A 23,398-nucleotide genomic window follows, 5' to 3' on the forward strand; every position below is an offset into this window, starting at 1 on the left:
CGGCCCGGGCACGTCATCGGCCGGCAGCGCATCGCCCCTCTCGCGAGCACGCGCCCGCCGACAATAAAAAAGCCCCGTCCAAGGTCGACGAGGCCTTTTCGGTGCGGACGACGTGCTTCGGCGCGCCCTCCCATGCCCTACGTGGGCATTACACCTGCATGTTCATCACGGTCGTATAGGCCGACACGAGTTTGTTGCGCACTTGCAAGCTCATCTGGAAGCCGATGTTGGCTTTCTGCAGATCGACCATGACGTCGTTGAGCGCCACGCCCGGCTGCCCCATTTCGAACGCGCGAGCCTGTGACTCCGCGCCGTTCTGCGCCGACGAAACGCGCTTGAGCGAGTTTTCCAGTTCGGACGCGAAACCACCCGTCGCCGAGGCCGCGCCGGTGCCAGCGGTCGAGGTGCCCAGGATCGAGCCCGCCGCCTGCGACGCCACACTGCCCAGCTTCTGCAATACCGACTCGATCCCCGGAATGGCCATGATGCTCGTCCTCGCTTGTCTTCGATTGGCACCGGCAGCGCCGCGACACCGCGTCGTGCTCACCGGTTTGCCTCTTATCAGTTACGTCGGAGCTTACCACCGCCTGGCAAGCCCCCAAGACCCTAATTGGCGGCAAAACACCCGCCTAATCCTTGAAACGATTCCATATTCGGCAACGAATAATCAGGACCATCGGCATCGTGCGCACCGGGTAACGGACCTTTCCAATCCTTAGCGCCCGTCGCACGTGAGCGCGATGCCAAGCGTACCCCCGGAGAATTCTGTCGCATGTTAGTGAGCACTTCCACCGCGAAGAACGTCGTGTTAACGCCGCTGGCGTGGAGCCGCGCATGAACGCCGCCACCCAGTCGGCGGACGTCGCCGCCAAGTCGCCCCTGCTGGCGCAGTTGCGCTCGCGCGAGCGCTTGCCGCTGCTCATCGGTGGCGCGGCCCTCATCGCCTTGCTGATCGCCGTTTTCCTGTGGAGCCGTGCCCCCGACTACAAGGTGTTGTACAGCAACCTGGGCGATCGCGACGGGGGTGCCATCATCACCTCGCTGCAGCAGATGAACGTGCCGTACAAGTTCGCCGAGGGCGGCGGTGCCATTCTGGTGCCGGCCGAGCAGGTGCACGAGGTGCGGCTGCGTCTGGCCTCGCAAGGGCTGCCCAAGGGCGGTCTGGTCGGCTTCGAATTGATGGACAACCAGAAGTTCGGCATCAGCCAGTTTGCCGAGCAGGTCAATTACCAGCGCGCCCTCGAAGGCGAACTCGCCCGCTCGATCGAATCGCTGTCGGCGGTGCAGGCCGCGCGCGTGCATCTCGCGATCCCCAAGCCGTCGGTCTTCGTGCGTGAGCAGCAAAAGCCCAGCGCCTCGGTGCTCGTCACGCTGTATCCGGGCCGCGTGCTCGACGACGGCCAGGTCAGCGCCATTGTCCACATGGTCGCATCGGGTGTGCCCGAGCTGCCGGTCAAGAACGTGACGGTGCTCGATCAGAACGGCAATCTGCTCTCCGCGCAGAGCGCCAATGCGCTGGGTCTGGACGCCAGCCAGCTCAAGTACGTTCGCGAACTCGAACAATCGTATGCGCGCCGTATCGAGGCCATCCTGAACCCGATCGTCGGGCCGGGCAACGTGCACGCTCAGGTGACGGCGGACGTCGACTTCAACCAGGTCGAGCAGACGTCGGAGAATTACAAGCCGAATTCGGGCGAGCAGGCGGTGCGCAGTCAGCAGAACAGCGAAGCCTCGCAAATCGGCATCACGCCCGCCGGCGGGGTGCCCGGCGCGTTGTCGAACCAGCCGCCGGGTCAAGCCACCGCGCCCATCACGCAAACGCAGCAGCAGTTCGCCCAGCAAAACGCCGCAAACGCGGCAAGCGCCGCCAGCGCGCCGCAGGGCCCGCGCAGCGACCGCAAGGACGCCACGGTCAACTACGAAGTCGACCGCACGATTCGCCATGTTCAGCAAGCGACGGGCGGTCTGAAGCGTCTGTCGGCCGCCGTGGTGGTGAACTATCACCCGGGCACCGACGCGAAGGGCAAGGCCGCGATGGTGGCGCTCACGCAAGCGCAGCTCGACCAGATACAGAACCTGGCGAAGGAAGCCATCGGCTACTCGACCCAGCGCGGCGACACGCTCAACATCGTCAACAGCCCGTTCACGGTCGAGGCCGATCCGGAAGCCAACCTGCCGTGGTGGCGTCAGCGCCAGAACATCGAATTGGCCAAGCAAGTCGGCAAGTGGGTCTTGATCGGCCTGGTCGGCCTCTATCTGTGGTTCGGCGTCATTCGTCCGGCCATTCGCAAGCATCTGACCCCGCCGCCGCCGGCCGAGCCCACGCTGGCCGGTGCGGCCGGTGCCGCCGGGGGAGAAGGCGTCGAGGGCGAGAATGCCGACGGCGAGGCCGGCAAGCGGGCCGAAGTCAGCGCCTACGAGCGCAATTTGCAGTACGCGCGCCAAGTCGCGCGACAGGATCCGAAGATCGTGGCAACGGTAGTCAAATCATGGGTGGGTGGTGGCGATGAGCGCGGCTGAGGGACTCGAACGCAGTGCCATCCTCCTGATGTCGCTGGGTGAAGACGAAGCGGCGGAGGTCTTCAAGTACCTCGCGCCGCGCGAAGTGCAAAAGCTCGGCGCGGCCATGGCCTCGCTGCGGCAGGTCACGCGCGACCAGATCGCCGACGTGTTGCAGGACTTCGTGCTCGAAGCCGAACAGCACTCGGCGCTTTCGCTCGATTCTTCCGAATACATCCGCTCGGTGCTCAACAAGGCGCTGGGCAACGACAAGGCCGCGGGCCTGATCGAGCGCATTCTTCAAGGCGGCGACACCAGCGGCATCGAGGGTCTGAAGTGGATGGACTCGACGGCCGTCGCCGAGCTGATCCGCCATGAGCATCCGCAGATCATCGCCACGATCCTCGTACACCTCGACCGCGACCAGGCCTCGGAAGTGCTCGCGCTGTTCACAGAGCGTCTGCGCAACGACGTCGTCTTGCGCATTGCCACGCTCGACGGCATTCAGCCTGCCGCGCTACGTGAGCTGAACGACGTGTTGACGAAACTGCTTTCGGGCAGCGAGAACATCAAGCGCAGCCCGATGGGCGGTGTACGCACCGCAGCGGAAATTCTCAATTACCTGGGCGGGGTGCACGAAGAGTCGGTCATCGAAGCCGTGCGCAACTACGACTCGGACCTCGCGGCGAAGATCGTCGAAGAGATGTTCGTGTTCGAGAACCTGCTCGACGTGGAAGACCGCAGCATCCAGGTGCTGCTCAAGGAGATCGAGTCGGAGTCGCTCATCATCGCGCTCAAGGGCGCGCCGGTCGAGCTGCGCGAGAAGTTCTTCAAGAACATGTCCGCGCGCGCGGCCGAGCTGCTGCGCGAAGATCTCGAATCTCGCGGTCCGGTGCGCGTTTCGGAAGTCGAAGCCGAACAGAAGAAGGTGCTGCAAGTGGTGCGGCGCCTCGCCGATCAGGGCGCCATCATGGTGGGCGGCCGCGGCGAAGACGCTTACGTGTAACCGACCAGGGACCGCGCGCGCATGTCGACCATCATTCCGAAAGAACGCCTTTCCGCCTGGCAGCGCTGGGAGATGGCGTCGTTCGACCCGCCGCCGCCGCCGTCCCCGCCGCAACCGTTGCCGCCCAACCCGCTCGACGATCCCGCGCTCGCGGAACAGATCGCTGCGTGGCGTGAGGCGGCGCGCGCCGAGGGCCATGCGCAAGGCTACGCCACCGGTCACGCCGAGGGCTACGCCGCCGGGCAGGCTGCCGGACAACAGGAAGTCGACACGCGTGCCGCACAACTCGCCGATATCGCGCATGGGTTCGGCAACGCGGTGAACGCCATCGATCGCGAAGTGGCCGAGCCGCTGCTCGGACTGGCGCTCGACATCGCACGCCAGGCACTGGGCCAGACCCTCACGATTCGCCCCGAAACGCTGCTGCCGCTCGTGCGCGACCTGCTCTCCAACGATCCGCTGACCGGCTCGCCGCGTCTGCTCCTGCATCCGGAAGACGTCGCGCTCGTCGACGCGCATGTGGGCGCGGAACTGCGCGCTGCGGGCTGGACCGTGCGCGCCGATTCCACCATCGAACGCGGCGGCTGCAAGGCCGAAGCCGCGAGTGGCGAAGTCGATGCCACCGTCGCCACGCGCTGGCAGCGTGTGATGGCCGCGCTGGGCAAGGATCTGCCGTGGTGAACGCCGACCTCACCCCACTTACCGCGCATGCGCCGGTGCTGCCCAGCACCGAGAACACGCACGATGCCGCCACGCCCTCCACGCCCTCCGCGCCCGCCCCGGCGAACGACGGCACGAAGCCCTCGGTGCGCCTGTGGGATGAAATCGATACGGGCGTCGGCTCGGGCTTCGATACGACCCCACCGACCGCGCAGGCCGGCGCGCTGCAACCCGACGACCCAAACGATCACGCCGACCACGCCGATCACAGCGACCGTCCGGCTCAATGGCCAAGCGCCGACGCCGAACCCGGCAGTCCCGATCCGAGCGCTGCCATCGAATCCGCCGCGCCGAAAGCCGCCACGCACGTCCTGGACGCTCGCGAGATCGCCCGCGACTCGCATCTTCGCCGCTGGCAGAACACGCTGCGCGAGCGCATCGCGCACGTTCACGCCGTCGAACCGACGCGCCGCTGCGGCCGCCTCACCCGCGCCGCCGGTCTCGTGCTCGAAGCCGTCGGTCTGCGCCTGCCGGTCGGCGCGGGCTGCCTGATCGAGCTGCCGGTGCACGACGCCTCGCGCGAACCGGCCACGGCCGAAGCGGAAGTCGTCGGCTTCGGTGGCGACCGTCTGTTTCTCATGCCGCAGACGGAGGTCGCCGGCCTGCTGCCAGGCGCTCGCGTGTACCCGATGGAGCCCGCCGCCGACGGTCCGCTGCCGAATCAACGTCACAACGGCAAGCGTCTGCCCGTGGGCGAAGCGCTGCTCGGCCGGGTGGTCGACGCCGCCGGCCGTCCGCTCGACGATTTCGGCCCGCTGGGCATGACCGACAGCGCCTCGCTCGCGTCGGTGCCGGTCAATCCGCTGGGTCGCGCGCCCATCGACTCGGTGCTCGACGTGGGGGTGCGCGCCATCAATGCGTTGCTCACCGTCGGGCGCGGCCAACGCATGGGCCTCTTCGCCGGGTCGGGCGTCGGCAAGAGCGTGCTGCTGGGGATGATGGCCCGCTTCACGCAGGCCGAAGTCATCGTCGTGGGCCTGATCGGCGAGCGCGGCCGCGAAGTGAAGGACTTCATCGAAAACATTCTCGGGCCGGACGGCCTGGCGCGCTCCGTCGTCGTGGCGGCGCCCGCCGACGTCTCGCCGCTGCTGCGCCTGCAAGGCGCGGCGTACGCCACCACGCTGGCCGAGTACTTCCGCGATCAGGGCAAGGATGTGCTGCTGATCATGGACTCGCTCACCCGGTACGCCATGGCCCAGCGCGAAATCGCACTGGCGATCGGCGAGCCGCCGGCCACGAAGGGCTATCCGCCTTCCGTGTTCGCCAAGCTTCCGGCGCTGGTCGAGCGTGCCGGTAACGGTCCGGACGGTGGCGGCTCGATCACCGCGTTCTATACCGTGCTCACCGAGGGCGACGACCAGCAGGATCCGATCGCCGATTCGGCCCGCGCCATTCTCGATGGCCATATCGTGCTCTCGCGTCAATTGGCGGAGTCGGGGCACTATCCGGCGATCGACATCGAACAGTCGATCAGCCGTGCGATGACCGCGCTCATCGACGATGGGCAGTTCGACAAGGTACGGCGCTTCAAGCAGATGCTCTCGCGCTATCAGCGCAACCGCGACCTCATCAATGTGGGCGCGTACGCGCCGGGCAGCGATCCGATGCTCGATCAGGCGATCGAGCTGTATCCCCGACTCGAAAACTTCCTGCAACAGGGAATGCGCGAGCGGGCCAGTTATCCGGACGCCGTGCACCAGATGCACGGTCTGTTCCACTAACCGGCGGCGGCCATGAATTCCACCCTGCCCCTCAAGCTGCTCATCGAACTCGCCCAGAAGGACGTGGACGAAGCCGCGCGCCTGCTCGGCGAACGCCAGACGCAGCGCGCCGAGGTCGAGCGTCAGCTCGAAGCACTGCGCCAGTATCGCCACGAATACCGCACGCGCATGCAGACGGCGACGATTCAGGGCATGGCCGGCTGCGACTGGCGCAACTTCCAGCAATTCATCGATACGCTCGACACGGCCATCGGACAGCAAGCCATGCTGCTCGAGCAAGCCGACGAGCGTCTCGCGGCCGCACGCCGCGAATGGCAAGCGCAGCAGCGCCGCCTGAATTCCTTCGGTACGCTCGCTTCGCGTGAGCAAGCCCGCACGGCGCTGCGTGTCGCGCGCCGCGAGCAGAAAGAAAACGACGAGTACGCCGCGCGCAGCCTGCGCCGTCGTGCCGACTCCCCGATTTGAAGGACCCAAGGCGCCCACTATGTCGATTCTTAGCTTCCTGACCGATTCCGCAGGCGCGGCCCTGCAAGCCGTGACGGGCCACCGCGCCGGATCGTCGAACACCGACGACAGCAACGCGCTGCCCTTCTCCGCCGTGCTCTCGCAGCAGACCCGCCAGACGGTTCAGCCCGCCGCGAGCAGCGCGAACAATACGGCCGCGCAAGCGAGTCAGACGAATGCGTCGTCCGGGAACGCCTCGGGCGGCAGCGCAACGCCGACGCAGAACACCGCCGACAACAGCTCGCGAGCCGATCAAGCGAACCAGACCGGGCAGGCGGGCCAGGCAAACCAAACGAACGCTTCGACGAAATCCTCGAAATCGACGACGGCCGACAGCGACAAGAATGACGCTACCGCCGACGACGCGGCGGCCACAGCGGCGCCCGGCGATCCGGCAGCCGCTCTTGCCGTCGCCCTTGCCGCCATGAACAACGCGCCGCTGCCGCCCCAGACCCCTGCCCCGGCCACCCCGGCCGACGCGGGTTCGGCCGACGCAAAGTCCGGCACCGGCGCAGCCATCGCCGCCGCAGTGAACGGCGCGCTGCAGGCCACCGGCGCCGCGCAACTGACCGGCCAGGCGCCGGCCGACGCCAAGGCCGCGACCACGACCACCAACGCGGGCGCACCGGTCAATGGCGCAGCGGCATCGAACGCCGACAAGACTGGCGGCCTCCCGCTCGACGCCCTGGCCAGGAACGGTACGACAACGCAGACCAATACGTCCGCACAACCAGCGGCGGCGGATGCCAAGACCGCAGCGACACCGGTCAGTGCGGACGCCCAGGCCCAACGCATGGCCGACGCGCTGGCGCAAGCGCAGGGACATCGCGACACCGCCGCGCAAGCGGCGACAGCCACCGCCACGCAGGCGGCCGCACAGATCGCGCAAACGGCCACGCCAGCGCTGGACGCCCAACCGCAGTTGCCGGTCCAGGCCAATCTGCCCGCCGCGCTCGCCCTGAACGCGCGCGTGGGGACGCAGGACTGGAACAACCAGCTCTCGCAGCAAGTGGTCTGGCTCTCGTCCGCCCATGCACAAACGGCGCAATTGAGCCTGAATCCGCCCGATCTCGGTCCGCTGCACGTGGTGCTGAACGTGGCGAACGACTCGGCGCAGGCGATGTTCGTCTCGCAACACGCCGCCGTGCGCGACGCCGTGCAGGCGGCCTTGCCGCAACTGCGCGAAAGCCTGGCCAACAATGGCATTGCGCTGGGTAACGCTACCGTGAGCAGCGACAGTTCGCAGCAACAGGCCTTTGCCCAGCAAGGGGCGAATGGCAACGGAAGCGGTAATGGAAGCGGCAACGGCAACGCACGCGGCACCCCGGGCTTCGGCCAGAGCGACGACGCGACGCTCGCCACGACCGTGAGCGTTCCGGTACGCGTGAGCAACGGTCTCGTCGACACGTTCGCCTGATCTCCCCCCGGGATCCGCACGAGCGGCGCGACCGGGCGTCGCACCGCCCTAAAGCCAGCCGGTTTTTCTGCCGTTAAGACAAAGACGCGAGTTAGACGCGATTGTCCCTTCTTTTCGGCCGATCACCCGTTGGCGGGTTGGCCGACAATCATTACCCAATAGCAGGCGAACACATGGCAAATCCCGCATCGACGCAAGCCGCGGCTCGCTCCGGAGGGAGCATGCGCAAATGGATTCTGTTGATCGTTGCGGTAGCCCTTATGGCCGCTGCCGGCGCGGCAACGGCCGTGTATTTGCTGACCGGACGCCAGGAAGCCGCGAAAGCGCCACCGCCCCCGCCGCCCCCCGTGTTCGTCAGCATGGACCCGTTCACGGTGAACCTGACGGGCGAAGACGGCGAGCGCTATCTGCATATCGGCCTCTCGCTCAAGGTGGCAGACGCCGAGACGCAAGCCCGCATCACGCAGCACATGCCCGAAGTGCGCAGCCGTGTGTTGCTGCTGTTGTCGTCCAAGCAGCCGCAGGATCTCGCCACGATCGACGGCAAGCGCCGTCTGGCGAGCGAGATCCGCACACTGGTCGCGCAGCCGTTCGCGGCCAACATGCCGCAGCAGGCCGTGGGCGAAGTGCTGTTCACCGCGTTTGTAATTCAGTGAGTGATACATGGCGCATGAGGAGTTCCTGTCGCAGGAAGAGGTCGATGCCCTTCTGAAGGGTGTCACCGGCGAACAGGATGACCGGTCGGAGTCGGAAGAGCATTCCGGCATCCGGCCATACAACATCGCGACGCAAGAGCGTATCGTGCGTGGGCGCATGCCTACACTCGAGATCATCAACGACCGCTTCTCGCGCTTGTTCCGCATTGCCCTGTTCAATTTCATGCGCCGCAGCGCCGAAATCTCGGTCAGCCCGGTACGCGTGCAGAAGTACAGCGAGTTCATTCGCAACCTGCCTGTCCCGACCAACCTCAATCTGGTCCACATCAAGCCGCTGCGCGGCACGGCGCTGTTCGTGTTCGACCCGAACCTCGTGTTCCTCGTGGTGGACAACCTGTTCGGCGGCGACGGCCGGTTCCACACGCGCGTCGAAGGGCGCGACTTCACGCAGACCGAGCAGCGCATCATCGCGCGCCTGCTCGACCTGGTGTTCGAGAACTACGGGGCGTCGTGGAAACCGGTGTATCCGGTCGAGTTCGAGTACGTGCGCGCCGAAATGCACACTCAGTTCGCCAACGTCGCCACGCCTAACGAGGTCGTGGTCACGACCACGTTCGACATCGAGTTCGGCTCGGTCGGCGGCGAATTCCATATCTGCATGCCGTACTCGATGATCGAGCCGATGCGCGACCAGCTCTCGAGCCCCCTGCAAGGCGAGACGCTCGAAGTCGACAAGCGCTGGGTGCGTCTGCTCTCGCAACAGGTGCAAGCGGCCGACGTCGAAATCGTGACCAACCTCGCGCAGTTCGACATGACGCTCTCGCAGTTGCTCAACATGCGCGTGGGCGACGTGATTCCGCTCGACGTGCCCGAGGTGCTCGAGGCCAAGGTCGACGGCGTGCCCGTGATGCAATGCAATTACGGCGTGTTCAACGGTCAATATGCGCTGCGCGTGAACCAGATGATCAACCATTCGCACAGCGATTACACGAAGGACAACGAGTGATGAGCGATACCCCTCAAACGCTTGGTGACGACGCCCAGGCCATGGCGGACGAGTGGGCCAGTGCCATGGCGGAGCAGACGGCGACCGAAGCCGCGGCGCCACCGGCCGCCGCCCCCGTGTTTCAGCCCCTGGCGGCCACGGCCGGCAATCCGCCGAACGCGACGCACAACGACATCGACCTGATTCTCGACATCCCGGTCCAGATGACCGTGGAGCTGGGCCGCACGAAGATCGCCATCAAGAACCTGCTGCAACTGGCGCAGGGCTCCGTGGTGGAACTCGACGGCATGGCCGGTGAGCCGATGGACGTGCTGGTCAACGGTTGCCTCATCGCCCAGGGCGAAGTCGTGGTTGTGAACGACAAGTTCGGCATTCGCCTGACTGATATCATCACGCCATCCGAACGCATCCGAAAGCTCAACCGATGAATGCAACAAAAGTCCGCGGCGCCCCCGTGGGGCGTGCCGCGGCAGCGGCCGCCCTGTTGGCCTGCCTGACGATCGCCACCGCGCACGCCCAGGGCACGGCCTCGCAGGCTGCGGCCGTACCGAGCCTTGGCGGCGCGGGCATCGTGCAGACGGGGCTGGGCCTCGTGCTGGTGCTGGCGCTGCTCTTCGGGTTGGCGTGGCTGGCCAAGCGTTTCGGGCTGCAACGCCCGTTGGGGGGCGGCAACGTGCGCGTGGTCGGCAGCGCCGCCGTGGGCCAACGTGAACGCGTGGTCGTGGTCGAGGTCGCGGGCGACTGGATCGTGCTGGGGGTTGCGCCCGGTCAGGTGCGCAGCCTGCATGTGATCGATGCGGATCGTGTCGCCGATATGCCCGCCGCGCCCACCGTTGCCCATCCGGGCGCGCAGGCCAACCGCGCCGCACAAGCGTTTGCGCAGAAATTGCGCGAAACGATGAAAAAGGATTCCTGATGGCGCGCGGTTTGCGGTTGACCGGGCCATCGCCTCGCCAAGCGGGTTGGGCACTCGGTATCACGCTGGGACTGGCGCTCGCCTGCCTCGCCCTGCCGGGCACCGCCCTGGCGCAGGCCACGCTGCCCGCGTTCACCACGACCCCGGCGCCCGGCGGCGGACAGACCTATTCGCTGTCCGTGCAGACGATGTTGCTGCTCACATCGCTGGGCTTCCTGCCCGCGATGCTGCTGATGATGACCGCCTTCACACGCATCATCATCGTGCTCTCGCTGCTGCGCCATGCCATCGGCGTCACCACGTCGCCGCCGAACCAGATTCTGATCGGCCTGGCGCTGTTTCTGACCTTCTTCGTCATGTCGCCGGTGTTCGACAAGGCTTACACCGACGCCTACCAGCCGTTCGCCGCGAACAAGATCAGCTTCGAGCAGGCCATCGACACCGGCGCCAAGCCGTTCCACGCGTTCATGCTCAAGCAGACGCGTGAAGCCGACCTCGCACTCTTCGCCAAGCTCGCCAAGACCCCGCCGATGAACGGCCCCGAAGACGTGCCGATGCGCATTCTCGTTCCCGCCTTCGCCACGAGCGAACTGAAGACAGCGTTTCAGATCGGCTTCACGATCTTCATTCCGTTCCTGATCATCGATCTGGTGGTTGCGAGCGTGTTGATGTCGATGGGCATGATGATGGTGTCGCCCTCCACGGTATCGCTGCCGTTCAAGCTGATGCTGTTCGTGGTGGTCGATGGCTGGCAACTGCTGCTGGGCTCGCTCGCCCAGAGCTTCACCATGTAGCGCAGGAACGCGAGATGACTCCGGAAACCGTCATGGCGCTGGCCCATCAGGCAATGCAGGTCACCCTGCTGCTCGCCGCGCCGCTGCTGCTCGTCGCGCTCGTCTCGGGTCTGCTCGTGAGCCTGTTTCAGGCCGCCACCCAGATCAATGAAATGACGCTGTCGTTCATCCCGAAGCTGCTGGCCGTGTTCGCCACCCTGGTGATCGCCGGCCCCTGGATGCTCAACCTGATGGTCGACTACATGCGCCAGTTGCTCACGGGCATTCCCGGCCTCGTCGGGTAAGCCGCGCCCGCGTTGATCAGCTTCACTTACGAACAACTCTCGGGCGTCATTGCGGCGTTCCTGTTTCCATTCGTGCGCCTGCTGGCGCTCTCGATGAGCGCCCCCCTGTTCGGCGACGCCGCCGTGCCCGGCACGGTCAAGATCGGCCTCGCGGGCATTGTCGCGCTGGCGCTCGCCCCGGTGCTCGGCCCCATGCCCGCCGCCTCGCCGTTCTCGTGGGAGGGACTCTGGATTCTCGTGCAGCAGGTGATGATCGGCGCGGCGCTGGGGTGGTGCATGCAGATCGTGTTCTCCGCGATCAGCATGGCGGGCGACTTCGTCGGCTTGCAGATGGGGCTGTCGTTCGCCACGCTGCTCACGCCGAACAGCGACGGCAGCACCGCCGTGCTCGGCATGCTGCTCAATGTCGTGGCCATGCTCGTGTTCCTCGCCACCAATGGACATCTGGTGATGTTCGCCACGCTGGTGCAAAGCTTCACGGTATTGCCAGTCTCCGCCGTACCGCTCTCCAGCGTGGGCTGGCACTATCTCGCCATGCTGGGCGGCCAGCTCTTCATGCTCGCGCTCATGCTGTCGCTGCCGCTCGTGGCCGCGCTGCTCATCTGCAACCTGGCGCTGGGCATTCTGAATCGCGCGGCGCCGCAACTCAACATCTTCGCCGTCGGCTTTCCGCTCACGCTGGGCGTGGGGCTGGTGGTGATCGAGCTGATGATGCCGCGTATTGCGCCGGTGATGGACCACTTCATCGCGATCGGCATCGACATGATGATCCGCACGACCGCGGCCTTCGTCCCAAAACCCTGAACACCGGGCGCGAGCGATGTCGCAATGCCCCCACAAATGACATTGGGCCGCCCGGCAATCCCGGGCGGCCCAATGTCTTTGCTGCGGTCCTGCCTTGTCCGGCGCGGGCAATGTCCCGCGCAACCGGTCAGAGCAGACTGAACAGCGACAGCTTCTGCGTCTGCAGGAAGCTCTGCTGCGATGCCTGCAACGCGGCCTGCAACTGCGAGAACTTGGTCACCGACGAGTTCCAGTCCACGTCGAGCAGATCGCCCAACTGCGACTGATAATTCAGCGAATTGGTGTCGCCGATGTTGTTGAGCGCCGAGAGTTCGTTCATGCGGGAGCCCGTGGTCGTGCGAATCGTCGTGACGTTGTCGTAGGTGTTGCTGAACATCTGGCCGAACGTGGTCAGCGCGTTGTCCAGGTTGGCCTGGCCCGTGCCGTTCGTGCTGCTGACCGGCGTCTTGAGCGTGTTGATCAGCGCCTGCAGGTTGTCGAACATGTTCGTGCTGCCCATGGTGGCCGGTTGCACAGTGTAGGTGTCGCCCGTGGCCGGCGCGCCGGAGAACGTGACCGCCTTGCCGCCGAACGAGATCGGCTGGCCGGCGGTGTAGACGCCCGTCACGTCCGGCACGGTCGTATCCGTCTGATCCTTGACCGTGTAGTTGGTCGTGGGCGGCGTGGTCGTGTTGTCGATCGCGAAGCTGATCTGGTACTGATGGTTTGCGCCCGCCGCCGCCACGTTGGTCGTGGAGACAGTGGAATACGTGGCGGTGCCCTGATTGGCGGCGTTTCCGCTGATCAGCGTGCCCGACGTGCCGCTCTGCACGCTTTCGAAGACGCTCGATCCAACGTCGTTGATTGCGATCTGACGGTTCGGACTCACCTGCACGTAACGCACGCCCGAGTCGCCCGTGTATGACGCCCCCGTGGCCGATGTCATATACGCCGCGGTGTTGCCCTTGAAGCCCGAGAACAGATACTGGCCGTTGGCATCGGTGGTGTTCGCCAGCGAAAGCAATTGCTGAAAGCTCGATTGCAGGTCGCTCGCGATGGTCGATCGGTCCTTGTCGTTGAGCGAGGCGTCGCCCGCCGACACGACTTGCGACATCACGTGCTGCAACGCGTTGATGACGCTGCCGAAGGTCGAGTCCTCGAGCTGCAACTGGGTGGTCGCGGACTGCCGGTTCGCCGCGTACTGCGTGTTCATGGCGTTGTCCTGCGACACGGCCACCGCCTGGGCTGACGCAATCGGGTCGTCGCTCGGCGTGGTCACGCGCTTGCCCGACGAGAGTTGCGCCTGAACGTTGAGCAGATCGGAGGTGTTCTGGCTCATCGAGCGCATCCCCTGATCGTAAATCATGTTGGTGCTGATCCGCATCGCGATGCCCCTGCGCTTAATTGACGATCTGGAGGATGGTGCTGAACAACGTCGACGCGGTCTGAATCACCTTCGAGTTGGCCTGATAGAGCTGTTGGTACTTGATCAGGTTCGCCGCCTCTTCGTCGAGGTTCACGCCAGAATTGGACTGCTGTGCCGTTTGCGTCTGTTGCAACAGGGTCTGCTGCGCCGCGCTGGTCGACTTGTACGTATTCGTGGTCGAACCGACAAACGAGACCAGGCTCGCGTAGGCGGTCGCATAGCTCTGCGCGCCCCCCACCTTGGTCGTGTCGTTCTGCAGAGCCGACAACGCCAGACCGTTGCGGTTGTCGGTCACCGCGCCAGACGTATTCGGCGAAATGGTGAACGTGTCGCCATTGGACGGCGTGCCGCTCAGGTTGACCGTCATGCCGCTCATCGTGATCTTCGCCCCCGTTGCGGCGTTGTACGGCACGGTGGCGCCGGCGGCATACGAGGTCGTCACGCCATTGACCGAGACCGTCATCGGCGACGGGGCGACGAGCGTCAGTGCGCCGGTCACAGGGTCCTTGGTGAACGTGAAGTTGACCGGTGCGCTCAGTACGTTCGACAGATAGTTGGCGTCCACGCTGCCCTGATCGACTTTGAGCGAGCCGCTATTGGTGCTGGGGGTCGAGGCGAGGATCGGCGCGGCCAGGGCGATCTTGCCCGGATCGGTGATGGCCACACCGATGTTCTGCGCGGCGTTGCGCGTGGGCTGGATCGCGAAGCTGTCGCCGGCGACCATGCCGGTGGTGGTCACCGAGAAGCCGTCGCCGAATGCCGCGCCGCTGGTGTCCTGGAAGTTCAGCGGGGTGCTCGGCGTGGCGGGCGCCCCCGCCGTCCACTTGGCGCCGTCGCTCTGGCGCGTGAGTGTGTAGGTGGTTCCGTCGAAGCTCACCGAGTAGTCGCTTGCGGTCACCTTCGAGGCGTCGGTGATGCTGGCGTTGAGCGTGGCCGCGTTCGAATTGCCGGTATTCGCGATGATCGTCGGATTGGGCACCGTGAAGAAGTTACCGCCCATCTGACCGTAGAGGTCCATCCCCAACTGGTTCTGCGCGTTGAACGTGCCGGCCAGCGACATGGCGATCTGGCCGAGCGAGTTCTGCGCCTGCGTGAGCGCGCCGCTGCGGAACGACAACAGGCCGGCGAGCGAGCCGCCGGTGATCGACGACTCCGGGATCGCGACCTTCGTGCCGTTGCCGGTGACGTAGGCCACGGTCATTTGCGACGGATCGCTGGTCGAAGGCACCGTCGTCATCTGATAGGCCGAGTTGCCCGATACCAGCGACTGGCCATTGCCGACGAAGACGTTGTACGACCCGTTGGTGTCCTTGACGATGTTCGTCTGTACGATGGCGTTCAGGCTTGCGACGGCCTGATCGCGCTGGTCGAGCAGGTCGTTCGGCATGGTATGGGTGCCGTTGCCCTGCGCCTGCAGAATCGCGTCGTTAAGGCTGGCGATCTGCTTCGCGTACGTGTTGATCTGCGTGGTCGCCTGGGTAATGTTGCCGTTCACGCTGGTGCGCAGCGACGACAGCGTGCCCGAGAGCGACTGGAACATGCTCGTGAGGGTCTGCGCCGACGAAATCACCGTCGCCCGCGTGGCCGAGTTGTTCGGCGCGGTCACGATCGTCTGCAGGTTCGTGAAGAACGTGGACATCGAGGCCGACAGGCCGGTCGTGGAGCTACCCAGCGCATTGTTGATCTGCGAGATCTGCTGGTAGTAGGTGTTGAGCTGGCTGTACTGTGTCTGCGCCTGGTTGACCTGGTTCGACAGGAACTGGTCGTACACGCGCGACACATCGCTCACCAGCACGCCCTGGCCGACGTAGCCCACACCGGCGAACTGGCTGTCCGCCTGGGTGTAGTCGACAACCTGGCGGTTGTATCCGGCCGTCCCCGAGTTGGAGATGTTGTTGCCGGTGGTGTTCAGGGCGAACTGGGAGGCGTTCAGCCCGCTCATGCCAATATTGATTAGGCTCATGATCTCGCGGCTTGAATGGAGGGTGCGCCCCACAGCGGAAAGCCCGTTCGCGCACCGTTACCCATGTGTTTACGGCAGCCCGCCGGCAAAATTGAGGCCGACGCGCCGGAGGATGCCCTGTCGACGCCCGTGCCAGTCAGGCGAAGTGCTTCATGATCTTCATCAGCTTGCTGGCGTACTGCGGATCGGTCGCATACCCGGCGCGCTGGAGATTGGTGGCGAAGCTCGCGGCGTCGTTGGCGCTCGCCACGACCGACGCGTAGCGCGGATTGCTCGAAATCAGGTTCGCATAATCGGCGAACGCCTCGTCATACGAGCGATAGGCGCGGAACTTGGCCATCACCTTGTGCGGCTGGCCGTTCACGTACTCGGTCGTGGCGACCTCCACCGTCGGACCGGTCCAGTGCTTGCCCGCCTTGATGCCGAAGACGTTGAAGCTCGTGCTGCCATCGCGCCGACGGATTTCGTGCTTGCCCCAGCCGGATTCAAGCGCCGCCTGACTGAGCATGAAGCGCGCCGGAATGCCGCTGTTGGCGCTGGCGTTCTGGGCCGCCGTGGCCATGCGCTCGACGAAATCGCCTGCGGCGGCCGGGGCGCCCTCGGCCACGCCGATGGCATCCGCCGCGTTGTAGGCGCGGCCCTGCAACGGTTGCTGGCGCCCCATCGCCGCCGGCGGCAGGGTGGTGCCGGTCTGGGCGAGCTGCTTGAGCATCATGTCGGCCAGACCGATGCCCTTGTTCGACGCGAGCTGCTGCGCGAGCTGGTCGTCGAGCATGCCGTTGAACATCTTTTCCTGATCGCTGCCGAGCAGGCCGCCAGACATCGTGGCGTCGCGCATGCTCTTCATCATCATCTGCGTGAAAACGGCCTCGAACTGCTTGGCCGCCTGCTGCGTGGCCTGCGGAGTTTGCTGGTGGGCCGCCGCGCGCAAGGCTGTGAGGCCCTGCATGTCGTAGGTAGCGCGTTGCGTCAGGTCGGGCAGGGACTTGCCCGCACCGCTCAGTCGGGAGCCGTCGGCCATATCAGATGATCTCCAGATCGGCGCGCAGCGCGCCCGAGGCCTTCATGGCCTGCAGAATCGACATCAGATCGGCCGGGCTGGCACCGAGCGAGTTGAGCGCCTTGACGACGTCGGCCAGGTTCGCGCCCGCCTTGATCATCCTGAGCGCGTTGTTCTCCTGTTGAACGGAGATTTGCGAATTCGGCGCCACCACCGTCTGACCGCCCGAGAATGGCGCGGGCTGGCTCACGTTGTTTTGCGTGTCGATGACGACCGACAGATTGCCGTGGGCGACCGCGCACTGCTGGATCGTCACGTTCTGGTTCATCACGACGGAACCGGTGCGCGCGTTGATGATCACGCGCGCGGCCGTGTTGTCGGGGTGCACGTCCACACTTTCGAGCTGGGCGAGGAACTGCACACGGCCCGACGGATCGCTCGGCGTGCGCAACAGGATCACGCGGCCGTCCAGCGCCTGCGCGGTGCCGTAGCCGAAGCGGCGGTTCACGGCATCGACCACACGCTGCGCGGTCGAGAAATCGGTCACGTTCAGTTCCATCTGCACCGTGCCCTGTTGACCGCCCATCGCGGTCGGCACGGCACGCTCGACGATGGCGCCGCTCGGAATACGGCCCGAGGCCAACTGGTTGACGGTCACGCTCGACCCATTGGCCGACGCGCCAGCGCCGCCCACGAGCAGGTTGCCCTGCGCCAGCGCGTAGACCTGCCCGTCCGGCCCCTTGAGGGGGGTCATAAGCAACGTGCCGCCCCGCAGGCTCTTGGCATTGCCCATCGAGGAGACCACCACGTCGATGGCCTGACCGGGGCGCGTGAACGCCGGCAGTGTCGCCGTCACCATCACAGCGGCCACGTTCTTCAACTGCATGTTGGTGCCGGGCGCGACGGTAATGCCCAGCTGCGAGAGCATGTTGGTCATGCTCTGCACGGTAAACGGCGTCTGCGTGGTCTGGTCGCCCGAGTTGTCGAGGCCCGCCACCAGGCCGTAGCCGATCAACTGGTTGTCGCGCACCCCTTGAATCGACGCCAGCTCCTTGAGACGTTCGGCGCGAGCCACGCCCGGACACAGCAGCATCGCGGCCGCGCCCGCCACGGCCAGCGTGGTGACAAAGCGGTGAAGGCCCTGGCGAAGGTGATGCAAGGACGGCGCAAGGCGCGACGGGAACGGCATGATCGACATCAGAATGGCGAAATATTAAGGAAGAAGCGCTGCAGCCAGCCCATGGTTTCGGCTTCGTTGATATAGCCCTTGCCACGGTATTCGATGCGCGCATCGGCCACCTGCGTCGAAGGCACGGTATTCGCGCCCGAGATCGTCTGTGGGCTGACCACGCCCGAGAACTTGATGTATTCCGTGCCCTGGTTGATCGCGATCTGCTTCTCGCCGGCCACCGCCAAGTTGCCGTTCGAGAGCACTTCCATCACGGTCACGGTGATCTGGCCCGAGAACACGTTGTTCGCATTCGCCGCGCCCTTGGCGTCGAACTTGTTGCCGCCGCTCACGTCCAGGCCCTGATTGTTGAGCACGCCGCCGATCACGCCCGGGGTCTGATTCAGCTTCAGCGTGCCGCTGCCAGCACGCGTGGTGTTGGCCGCCGAGTTCTTGCTCGCCGCCGTGTTTTCGTTGATGACGATCGTGAGAATGTCGCCAACGTTGCGCGGACGGCGGTCTTCGAACAGCGGACGGTTCGAGTAAAGCGGGCGGTAGATCGAGCCTTCCGGATCGGCCGACATCGGCGGGGGCGGCGGGCGCGTGGTCGTCGGCCCGTTCACCACCGGTTCCTGTGGGATGTAAGCGCAGCCCGCCAGACCGCTCAACGCGGCGACGGCCGCCAGCGCCAGGAACCGCGCGAGGCCTGCGCCGCGATGCTTTACGGTCGTTTGAGCTGACATTTCGACGTTCATTCTTTGGGGCTTTCCGCGGCGCACCGCTTACATCTGCGTCAGGCGCTGCAGCATCTGGTCGGATGCCGTGACCGCCTTCGAATTGATTTCGTAGGCGCGCTGCGCCTGAATCATGTTCACCAGCTCTTCGACCACATTCACGTTCGACGTTTCGACGTAGTTCTGGTTGAGCACGCCCGCGCCGTTGGTACCCGGCTGTGCGACGTTCGGCGCTCCCGAGGCGGCCGTCTCGGCGTACAGGTTCTCGCCCAGGCTTTGCAAACCGGCGTTGTTGATGAACGTGGCGAGCTGGAACGTACCGATCTGCACGTTGGCCGTGTTGCCCGGCTGCGTGACCGAGACCGTACCGTCGCGCGCGATGGTCAGGGAGAGCGCGTTCGCCGGAATCGTGATGGCCGGCTGGACCGGATAGCCCGACGCCGTCACGAGCTGGCCGTTGTTGTCGACCTGGAACGAGCCGTCGCGCGTGTAAGCGGTCGTGCCGTCCGGCATGAGCACCTGGAAGAAACCGTCGCCGTTGATCGCGACGTCCTTGGCGTTGCTCGTCTGCGTCAGGTTGCCCTGCGTGAAGATGCGCTCGGTCGCCGCCGGGCGCACACCCGTGCCCAATTGCAGGCCCGAAGGCAGCAACGTCTGCTGCGACGACTGGGCACCGGGCTGGCGCAGCGTCTGGTACAGCAGATCCTCGAACACCGCACGACCCTTCTTGAAGCCGTTCGTGCTGGTGTTGGCGAGGTTGTTCGAAATCACGTCCATGTTCGTCTGCTGGGCGTTCATGCCGGTAGCAGCGATGTAGAGCGAACGGATCATGTGGTGTTTCTCCCCGTGTACGGTCGCGGCGCGCGGGTCCCCTCGGATCCGACGCGCCACACGCCCGTTAGCTGAAGTTCAGCAACTGGTTGGCGGATTGTTCGTTGGTGTCGGCCGTCTGCAGCATCTTCATCTGCATCTCGAAGGCCCGCGACTGCGAGATCATGTTCACCAGGCCAGTGACCGGATTGACGTTGCTGTTCTCGATCGCCCCCGCCACGACGACGACGTTCGGGTCAACCTGCGCCGGCGCATTGTTCGCCGTGCGGAACAGCCCGTCGTCGCCTCGCACCAAATTGGTCTCGGGCGGATTGACCAACTTCAGTTGGCCCATCACGGCAATGGAGTTGGGCGGATCGCCCTGCCCCAGCGCCGAGATCGTGCCGTCGGTGCCGATGCTCACCGCCGCGCCCGGCGGCACGGCGGCCGGCCCGGCATCGGTCATGACCGGCAGCCCGTGCAGCGTGAGTTGCCCGTCGGCCGTCATCTCGAGGTTGCCGCCGCGCGTGTAGGCTTCGCGGCCCTGCGCATCGCGCACGGCAAGCCAGCCCTGACCCTGGATGGCCACGTCGAGCGGGCGGCCCGTCTGCTGCATCGCGCCGGGGGTGAAGTCGGTACCCGGCGTGGACGTGGCGACAAAGGTCCGCGTGCCGGTCGTGCCGTCTGGCGCGCGCACCGGCGCCTGACGGAACGCCGCGAGCTGGGCGCGAAAGCCCGGCGTCGAGACGTTCGCGAGATTGTTGGCGGTGGTCGACTGCTGCTCCATCGCCTGCTTCGCGCCAGTCATGGCGATATAGATCAGACGATCCATCGACGGCCCCCGTGCAAGTTATGCATGTCCTCGGATCCGCCTTACAGGTTGACCATGGTCTGCATCAACTGGTCTTCCGTCTTGATCGTCTGCGCGCTGGCCTGGTAGTTGCGCTGCGCGGTGATCATGTGAACCAGTTCCGCCGTCAGGTCGACGTTCGAGGCTTCGACGGCGCCCGACTGCAGCTTGCCGAGGTTCGTGCCGCCCGGCACGCCGACGATCGGAATGCCCGACGCGGCCGACTCTTGCCAGAGGTTGTTGCCCTGCGGGATCAGGCCCTGCACGTTGTTGAAGTTCGCCAACGCCACCTGGCCCAGCGCCATCGATTGGGTATTCGAGTACGTGCCGACGATCGTGCCGTCGGCACTGAACGTGAACCCGGTCAGTCGGCCCGACGTGTAGCCGTTCTGCGTCAGGTTGTTCGGCGAGTAGGTGTTTCCGTATTGCGTGGTGCCCGACATGTCGAGCGTCAAGCTGGCGCTCGACGCACCGTTACCGTAGTTGATCGTCGGCAGCGTGATCGGGCCCGTCACGGCGGCGCCGGTCGAGTCGGTCTGCGACACGAGGCTGCCGGCCGAGTTGAACGTCAGCGTGCCGATCGGACCGGCGCCCACCTGGGTCGTGCCGTCGGTCGAGGCGTACACCGACCAGGTGGCGTTGTTGGTCACGGCGTTGACGCTCGACTTCACGAAGTACAGGTTCACGTCGTGCGAATTGCCCAGCGAGTCGTAGACCTTGAGCGACGTGGCGTTCGTGTACGAGTTCGGATCGGTAATCGAGAATGCCGTCGTATTGACCGCGCTGCGCGAGTCGAGGTTGAACTGAGCGGTGATCTTGGATGTGGCCGTCGGCGACAGGTCGCCCGTCGGGATGCGCAGATCGACCGGCGAGACGCTGTTGATGATGCCGGTCGGGCCCGCCAGATAGCCGGTCAAGCGGTCGCCGTTGGTGTCGACGATGTAGCCGTTCTTGTCGAGCGAAAACTGACCGTTGCGCGTGTAGGCAATGGCGCCATTGTTCGACATGCGGAAGAAGCCGTTACCCGACACCGCCAGATCGAGCTGACGATTCGTGACGGTGATGTCGCCCTGCGTGAACTGCTGGGCAATGCCCGCCACGCGCGTGCCGATGCCCACCGTGTTGTTGCCCGCGCCGTACAGCGAGTTGGCGTAGATGTCGGCAAACTGTGCCTCACCTTGCTTGAAACCGACGGTGGCCGCGTTGGCAACGTTGTTGCCGATGACGTCCAGGTCTTTGGAGGCGGCGTTCAGGCCGCTCAGTCCGGTCGAAAAGGCCATGTGGATACTCCTGAAATTCGGTGGTCGACGACGTCTGTCGCAATGGAAAGGGTTAAGGGCTTACGCCGTGCGGGGTCGATAGGGCCGGTTACAGGATTTCGCGCACATCGGAGAGCTTGACGTTCGAGCCTGTCCCCACGTTGAGCAGCGGCGCGCCGGTCGTGCTGGCCACCACGCTTTGCACCTGCGCGTACGAGAGCAGCGTCGGCGTCACGGCCTTGCCGTTAGCCGCGGCAGTCACCGCGACCGTGTACTTGCCATCGGCCACGGCGGTGCCCGCGTCATCTTTGGCATCCCACGTAAGGGCCTGCACGCCAGCGTCGAGCGCGCCCGCGTTGACCGTGCGTACGACCTTGCCCGTGCTGTCCTTGATCTGGATCGTCACCGTGTCGGCGTCGCTCGGCAGTTCGAAGCCGAACGGGGTGGCGGTCTTCGTGACCGTGCCGTCCGTGGCCGTGGTGCTGCCTACCCCGACGCTGCTGCCCGGAATCAGCACGCCCTTGCCCACGAGCGCCGAGGCTTGCAGGCTTTGCGTCGAATTGAGCTGCGAGGTCACCGACGAGAGCGTCGTGTTCAACTGGGTGATGCCCGAGACCGTGCTGATCTGCGCGAGCTGCGAGGTCACCTGCGAGTTGTCCATCGGATTGAGCGGATCCTGATTGTTCATCTGCGCGACGAGCAGCTTCAGGAAACTGCCTTGCAGGTCGTTTGCGCTGCCGGCAGACGAACTGGAGCTGCTGCTGGCAGTGCCGTTGACCGAGTCGAGGAACGTCTGGGATAAGTTCGCGGCGTTCGACGTATTGATACTTGCCATCTTCTGGTCTCCGCGCGGCCCCTTACTGGCCGACCGTGAGGGTTTTGAGCATCAGCGTCTTGGCGGTGTTGAGCGCCTCGACGTTGGCCTGATAAGAGCGGGAAGCGGAGATCATGTTGACCATCTCCTCCACCGGATTCACGTTGGGCATGGTGACGTAGCCCTGGGCATTGGCAGCCGGGTTCTTCGGGTCGTACACCGTCTTGAGCGGCGACGAATCCTCGACCACGCCGGCCACCTTCACGCCGCCGACGTTGCTGCCCTCGACCGGATTGACCTGGAACACGACCTGCTTGGCGCGATACGGCTGACCGTCCGGTCCCGTCACCGACTCGGCGTTGGCGAGATTGCTCGCCGTCACGTTCATGCGCTGCGACTGCGCAGTCATGGCCGATCCGGCGACATCGAAGATGCTCATCAGCGGCATGGCGCTTACCCTTGACTTGTAATGGCGGCCAGCATCGTCTTGATCTGGCTGGACAGGACCGTGAGGCCCGTTTGGTAATGCACGGCGTTGTCGGCGAAGTTCACACGCTCGGCATCGAGTTCGACGGTGTTGCCGTCGATACTTTGTTGGTACGGCACGCGATACAGCAGCTCGGGACCGCCCATCGGCGGGGCCATGCTCACGCCCCGCCCGGCGATGTGGCGCGACGAGGTGCGCGAGAGCGAAACACTCGATTCGGTAGCAAGCTGTTGCTGCGCGCCGCGCTCGACCGCCTGGCTCAACGCATTGTTGAAATCGACATCACGCGCCTTGTATCCCGGCGTATCCGCGTTGGCGATGTTCGACGAGATCACCTCCTGGCGGTAGGCGCGCATGGCCAGCGCCTGCTGAGAAAATCGCAATGCCGCGTCCAGTTTGTCCATGATCTCGTCTCGCCCGATGCTTGCCTTGATGCGGGTAGTGCACAAGAAGCCTGACCGTCTCGGCACCGGGGACGTCCGCTCAGCACTGAGGGCGGGTCTCACAGCGGCACGCAGACGGCATGTCCTGCCAGGGCCCGGGAAAAGTACGGACCTTTTGGCATGCTTTGCATCGTATGC

The 23,398-nt window shown here is 65.3% G+C and carries 25 protein-coding genes; 13 read left to right on the forward strand and 12 right to left on the reverse strand.

Annotated elements, in window-relative coordinates:
• Window positions 1–148: 148 nt before the first annotated feature.
• Window positions 149–484: a flagellar hook-basal body complex protein FliE gene (gene fliE / locus OYT13_RS24220; RefSeq protein WP_017235190.1), complete on the reverse strand. Its 336-nt coding sequence runs from the start codon at window positions 482–484 to the stop codon at window positions 149–151.
• Between the two features lie 350 nt (window positions 485–834).
• Here fliE and fliF point away from each other — a divergent pair, with 350 nt between their 5' ends.
• The 13 genes from fliF to fliR all read left to right on the forward strand — a co-directional run bounded on the left by fliF (window position 835) and on the right by fliR (window position 12,327).
• Window positions 835–2,520, forward strand: coding sequence for a flagellar basal-body MS-ring/collar protein FliF (gene fliF / locus OYT13_RS24225; protein WP_017235189.1), 1,686 nt, complete (start codon window positions 835–837; stop codon window positions 2,518–2,520).
• Window positions 2,507–3,505: a flagellar motor switch protein FliG gene (fliG, locus tag OYT13_RS24230; protein WP_130027558.1), complete on the forward strand. Its 999-nt coding sequence runs from the start codon at window positions 2,507–2,509 to the stop codon at window positions 3,503–3,505. Before fliF ends, fliG begins: the two co-directional genes overlap by 14 nt.
• A 21-nt stretch (window positions 3,506–3,526) precedes the next feature.
• Window positions 3,527–4,186, forward strand: coding sequence for a flagellar assembly protein FliH (gene fliH / locus OYT13_RS24235; protein ID WP_261939564.1), 660 nt, complete (start codon window positions 3,527–3,529; stop codon window positions 4,184–4,186).
• Window positions 4,187–4,389: 203 nt separating this feature from the next.
• Complete coding sequence (gene fliI, locus OYT13_RS24240) at window positions 4,390–5,946, forward strand: flagellar protein export ATPase FliI (RefSeq protein ID WP_442796501.1); 1,557 nt, start codon at window positions 4,390–4,392, stop codon at window positions 5,944–5,946.
• Window positions 5,947–5,958: 12 nt separating this feature from the next.
• Window positions 5,959–6,411: a flagellar export protein FliJ gene (gene fliJ, locus OYT13_RS24245; protein ID WP_017231687.1), complete on the forward strand. Its 453-nt coding sequence runs from the start codon at window positions 5,959–5,961 to the stop codon at window positions 6,409–6,411.
• 19 nt (window positions 6,412–6,430) lie between these two features.
• A complete protein-coding gene (locus tag OYT13_RS24250) occupies window positions 6,431–7,867 on the forward strand; it encodes a flagellar hook-length control protein FliK (protein WP_261939563.1) in 1,437 nt (478 codons plus the stop codon).
• 221 nt (window positions 7,868–8,088) lie between these two features.
• Window positions 8,089–8,523 carry a flagellar basal body-associated protein FliL gene (gene fliL / locus OYT13_RS24255; RefSeq protein WP_017233648.1) on the forward strand — a complete coding sequence of 145 codons (435 nt, stop codon included), beginning with the start codon at window positions 8,089–8,091 and terminating at the stop codon, window positions 8,521–8,523.
• Window positions 8,524–8,530: 7 nt separating this feature from the next.
• Window positions 8,531–9,529: a flagellar motor switch protein FliM gene (gene fliM, locus OYT13_RS24260; protein WP_017233647.1), complete on the forward strand. Its 999-nt coding sequence runs from the start codon at window positions 8,531–8,533 to the stop codon at window positions 9,527–9,529.
• Window positions 9,529–9,957 carry a flagellar motor switch protein FliN gene (gene fliN / locus OYT13_RS24265; protein ID WP_017233646.1) on the forward strand — a complete coding sequence of 143 codons (429 nt, stop codon included), beginning with the start codon at window positions 9,529–9,531 and terminating at the stop codon, window positions 9,955–9,957. Before fliM ends, fliN begins: the two co-directional genes overlap by 1 nt.
• Complete coding sequence (gene fliO, locus OYT13_RS24270) at window positions 9,954–10,445, forward strand: flagellar biosynthetic protein FliO (protein ID WP_261939562.1); 492 nt, start codon at window positions 9,954–9,956, stop codon at window positions 10,443–10,445. Before fliN ends, fliO begins: the two co-directional genes overlap by 4 nt.
• A complete protein-coding gene (fliP, locus tag OYT13_RS24275) occupies window positions 10,445–11,239 on the forward strand; it encodes a flagellar type III secretion system pore protein FliP (RefSeq protein ID WP_017233645.1) in 795 nt (264 codons plus the stop codon). The genes fliO and fliP overlap by 1 nt, the downstream gene beginning before the upstream one ends.
• Window positions 11,240–11,253: 14 nt before the next feature.
• Window positions 11,254–11,523, forward strand: coding sequence for a flagellar biosynthesis protein FliQ (fliQ, locus tag OYT13_RS24280; protein ID WP_026131892.1), 270 nt, complete (start codon window positions 11,254–11,256; stop codon window positions 11,521–11,523).
• Between the two features lie 12 nt (window positions 11,524–11,535).
• Window positions 11,536–12,327, forward strand: a complete 792-nt coding sequence (gene fliR / locus OYT13_RS24285) for a flagellar biosynthetic protein FliR (RefSeq protein WP_017233643.1) — start codon at window positions 11,536–11,538, stop codon at window positions 12,325–12,327.
• Between the two features lie 127 nt (window positions 12,328–12,454).
• Here the strand turns inward: fliR and flgL are convergent, their stop codons facing one another.
• From flgL to flgB, 11 genes are all read right to left on the reverse strand, one after another.
• Complete coding sequence (flgL, locus tag OYT13_RS24290; protein WP_017233642.1) at window positions 12,455–13,690, reverse strand: flagellar hook-associated protein FlgL; 1,236 nt, start codon at window positions 13,688–13,690, stop codon at window positions 12,455–12,457.
• Between the two features lie 16 nt (window positions 13,691–13,706).
• Entirely contained in the window at window positions 13,707–15,695 is a 1,989-nt protein-coding gene (gene flgK, locus OYT13_RS24295) for a flagellar hook-associated protein FlgK (protein WP_039830255.1), read from the reverse strand.
• A gap of 136 nt (window positions 15,696–15,831) precedes the next feature.
• Window positions 15,832–16,716, reverse strand: a complete 885-nt coding sequence (gene flgJ, locus OYT13_RS24300) for a flagellar assembly peptidoglycan hydrolase FlgJ (RefSeq protein ID WP_017233640.1) — start codon at window positions 16,714–16,716, stop codon at window positions 15,832–15,834.
• Window position 16,717: 1 nt separating this feature from the next.
• The gene (locus tag OYT13_RS24305; protein ID WP_017233639.1) at window positions 16,718–17,893 is read right to left on the reverse strand and encodes a flagellar basal body P-ring protein FlgI; all 1,176 of its coding nucleotides are present in this window, start codon (window positions 17,891–17,893) and stop codon (window positions 16,718–16,720) included.
• On the reverse strand, window positions 17,893–18,606 hold the full coding sequence (locus OYT13_RS24310) for a flagellar basal body L-ring protein FlgH (protein ID WP_026131889.1): 714 nt from the start codon (window positions 18,604–18,606) through the stop codon (window positions 17,893–17,895). Before OYT13_RS24310 ends, OYT13_RS24305 begins: the two co-directional genes overlap by 1 nt.
• A 39-nt stretch (window positions 18,607–18,645) precedes the next feature.
• Window positions 18,646–19,428: a flagellar basal-body rod protein FlgG gene (flgG, locus tag OYT13_RS24315; protein WP_017233637.1), complete on the reverse strand. Its 783-nt coding sequence runs from the start codon at window positions 19,426–19,428 to the stop codon at window positions 18,646–18,648.
• Window positions 19,429–19,495: 67 nt separating this feature from the next.
• Entirely contained in the window at window positions 19,496–20,239 is a 744-nt protein-coding gene (locus OYT13_RS24320) for a flagellar basal body rod protein FlgF (protein ID WP_017233636.1), read from the reverse strand.
• 41 nt (window positions 20,240–20,280) lie between these two features.
• Entirely contained in the window at window positions 20,281–21,537 is a 1,257-nt protein-coding gene (flgE, locus tag OYT13_RS24325; RefSeq protein WP_017233635.1) for a flagellar hook protein FlgE, read from the reverse strand.
• Window positions 21,538–21,625: 88 nt separating this feature from the next.
• The gene (gene flgD / locus OYT13_RS24330; RefSeq protein WP_017233634.1) at window positions 21,626–22,351 is read right to left on the reverse strand and encodes a flagellar hook assembly protein FlgD; all 726 of its coding nucleotides are present in this window, start codon (window positions 22,349–22,351) and stop codon (window positions 21,626–21,628) included.
• Window positions 22,352–22,373: 22 nt separating this feature from the next.
• Window positions 22,374–22,778, reverse strand: coding sequence for a flagellar basal body rod protein FlgC (gene flgC / locus OYT13_RS24335; protein WP_017233633.1), 405 nt, complete (start codon window positions 22,776–22,778; stop codon window positions 22,374–22,376).
• A gap of 5 nt (window positions 22,779–22,783) precedes the next feature.
• Window positions 22,784–23,224 (reverse strand): flagellar basal body rod protein FlgB, encoded by a 441-nt coding sequence (flgB, locus tag OYT13_RS24340; protein WP_026131887.1) that lies wholly within the window; start codon window positions 23,222–23,224, stop codon window positions 22,784–22,786.
• Window positions 23,225–23,398 lie beyond the last annotated feature (174 nt).

This window comes from Pandoraea sp. XJJ-1, from assembly GCF_026802345.1.
GTDB lineage: Bacteria > Pseudomonadota > Gammaproteobacteria > Burkholderiales > Burkholderiaceae > Pandoraea > Pandoraea cepalis.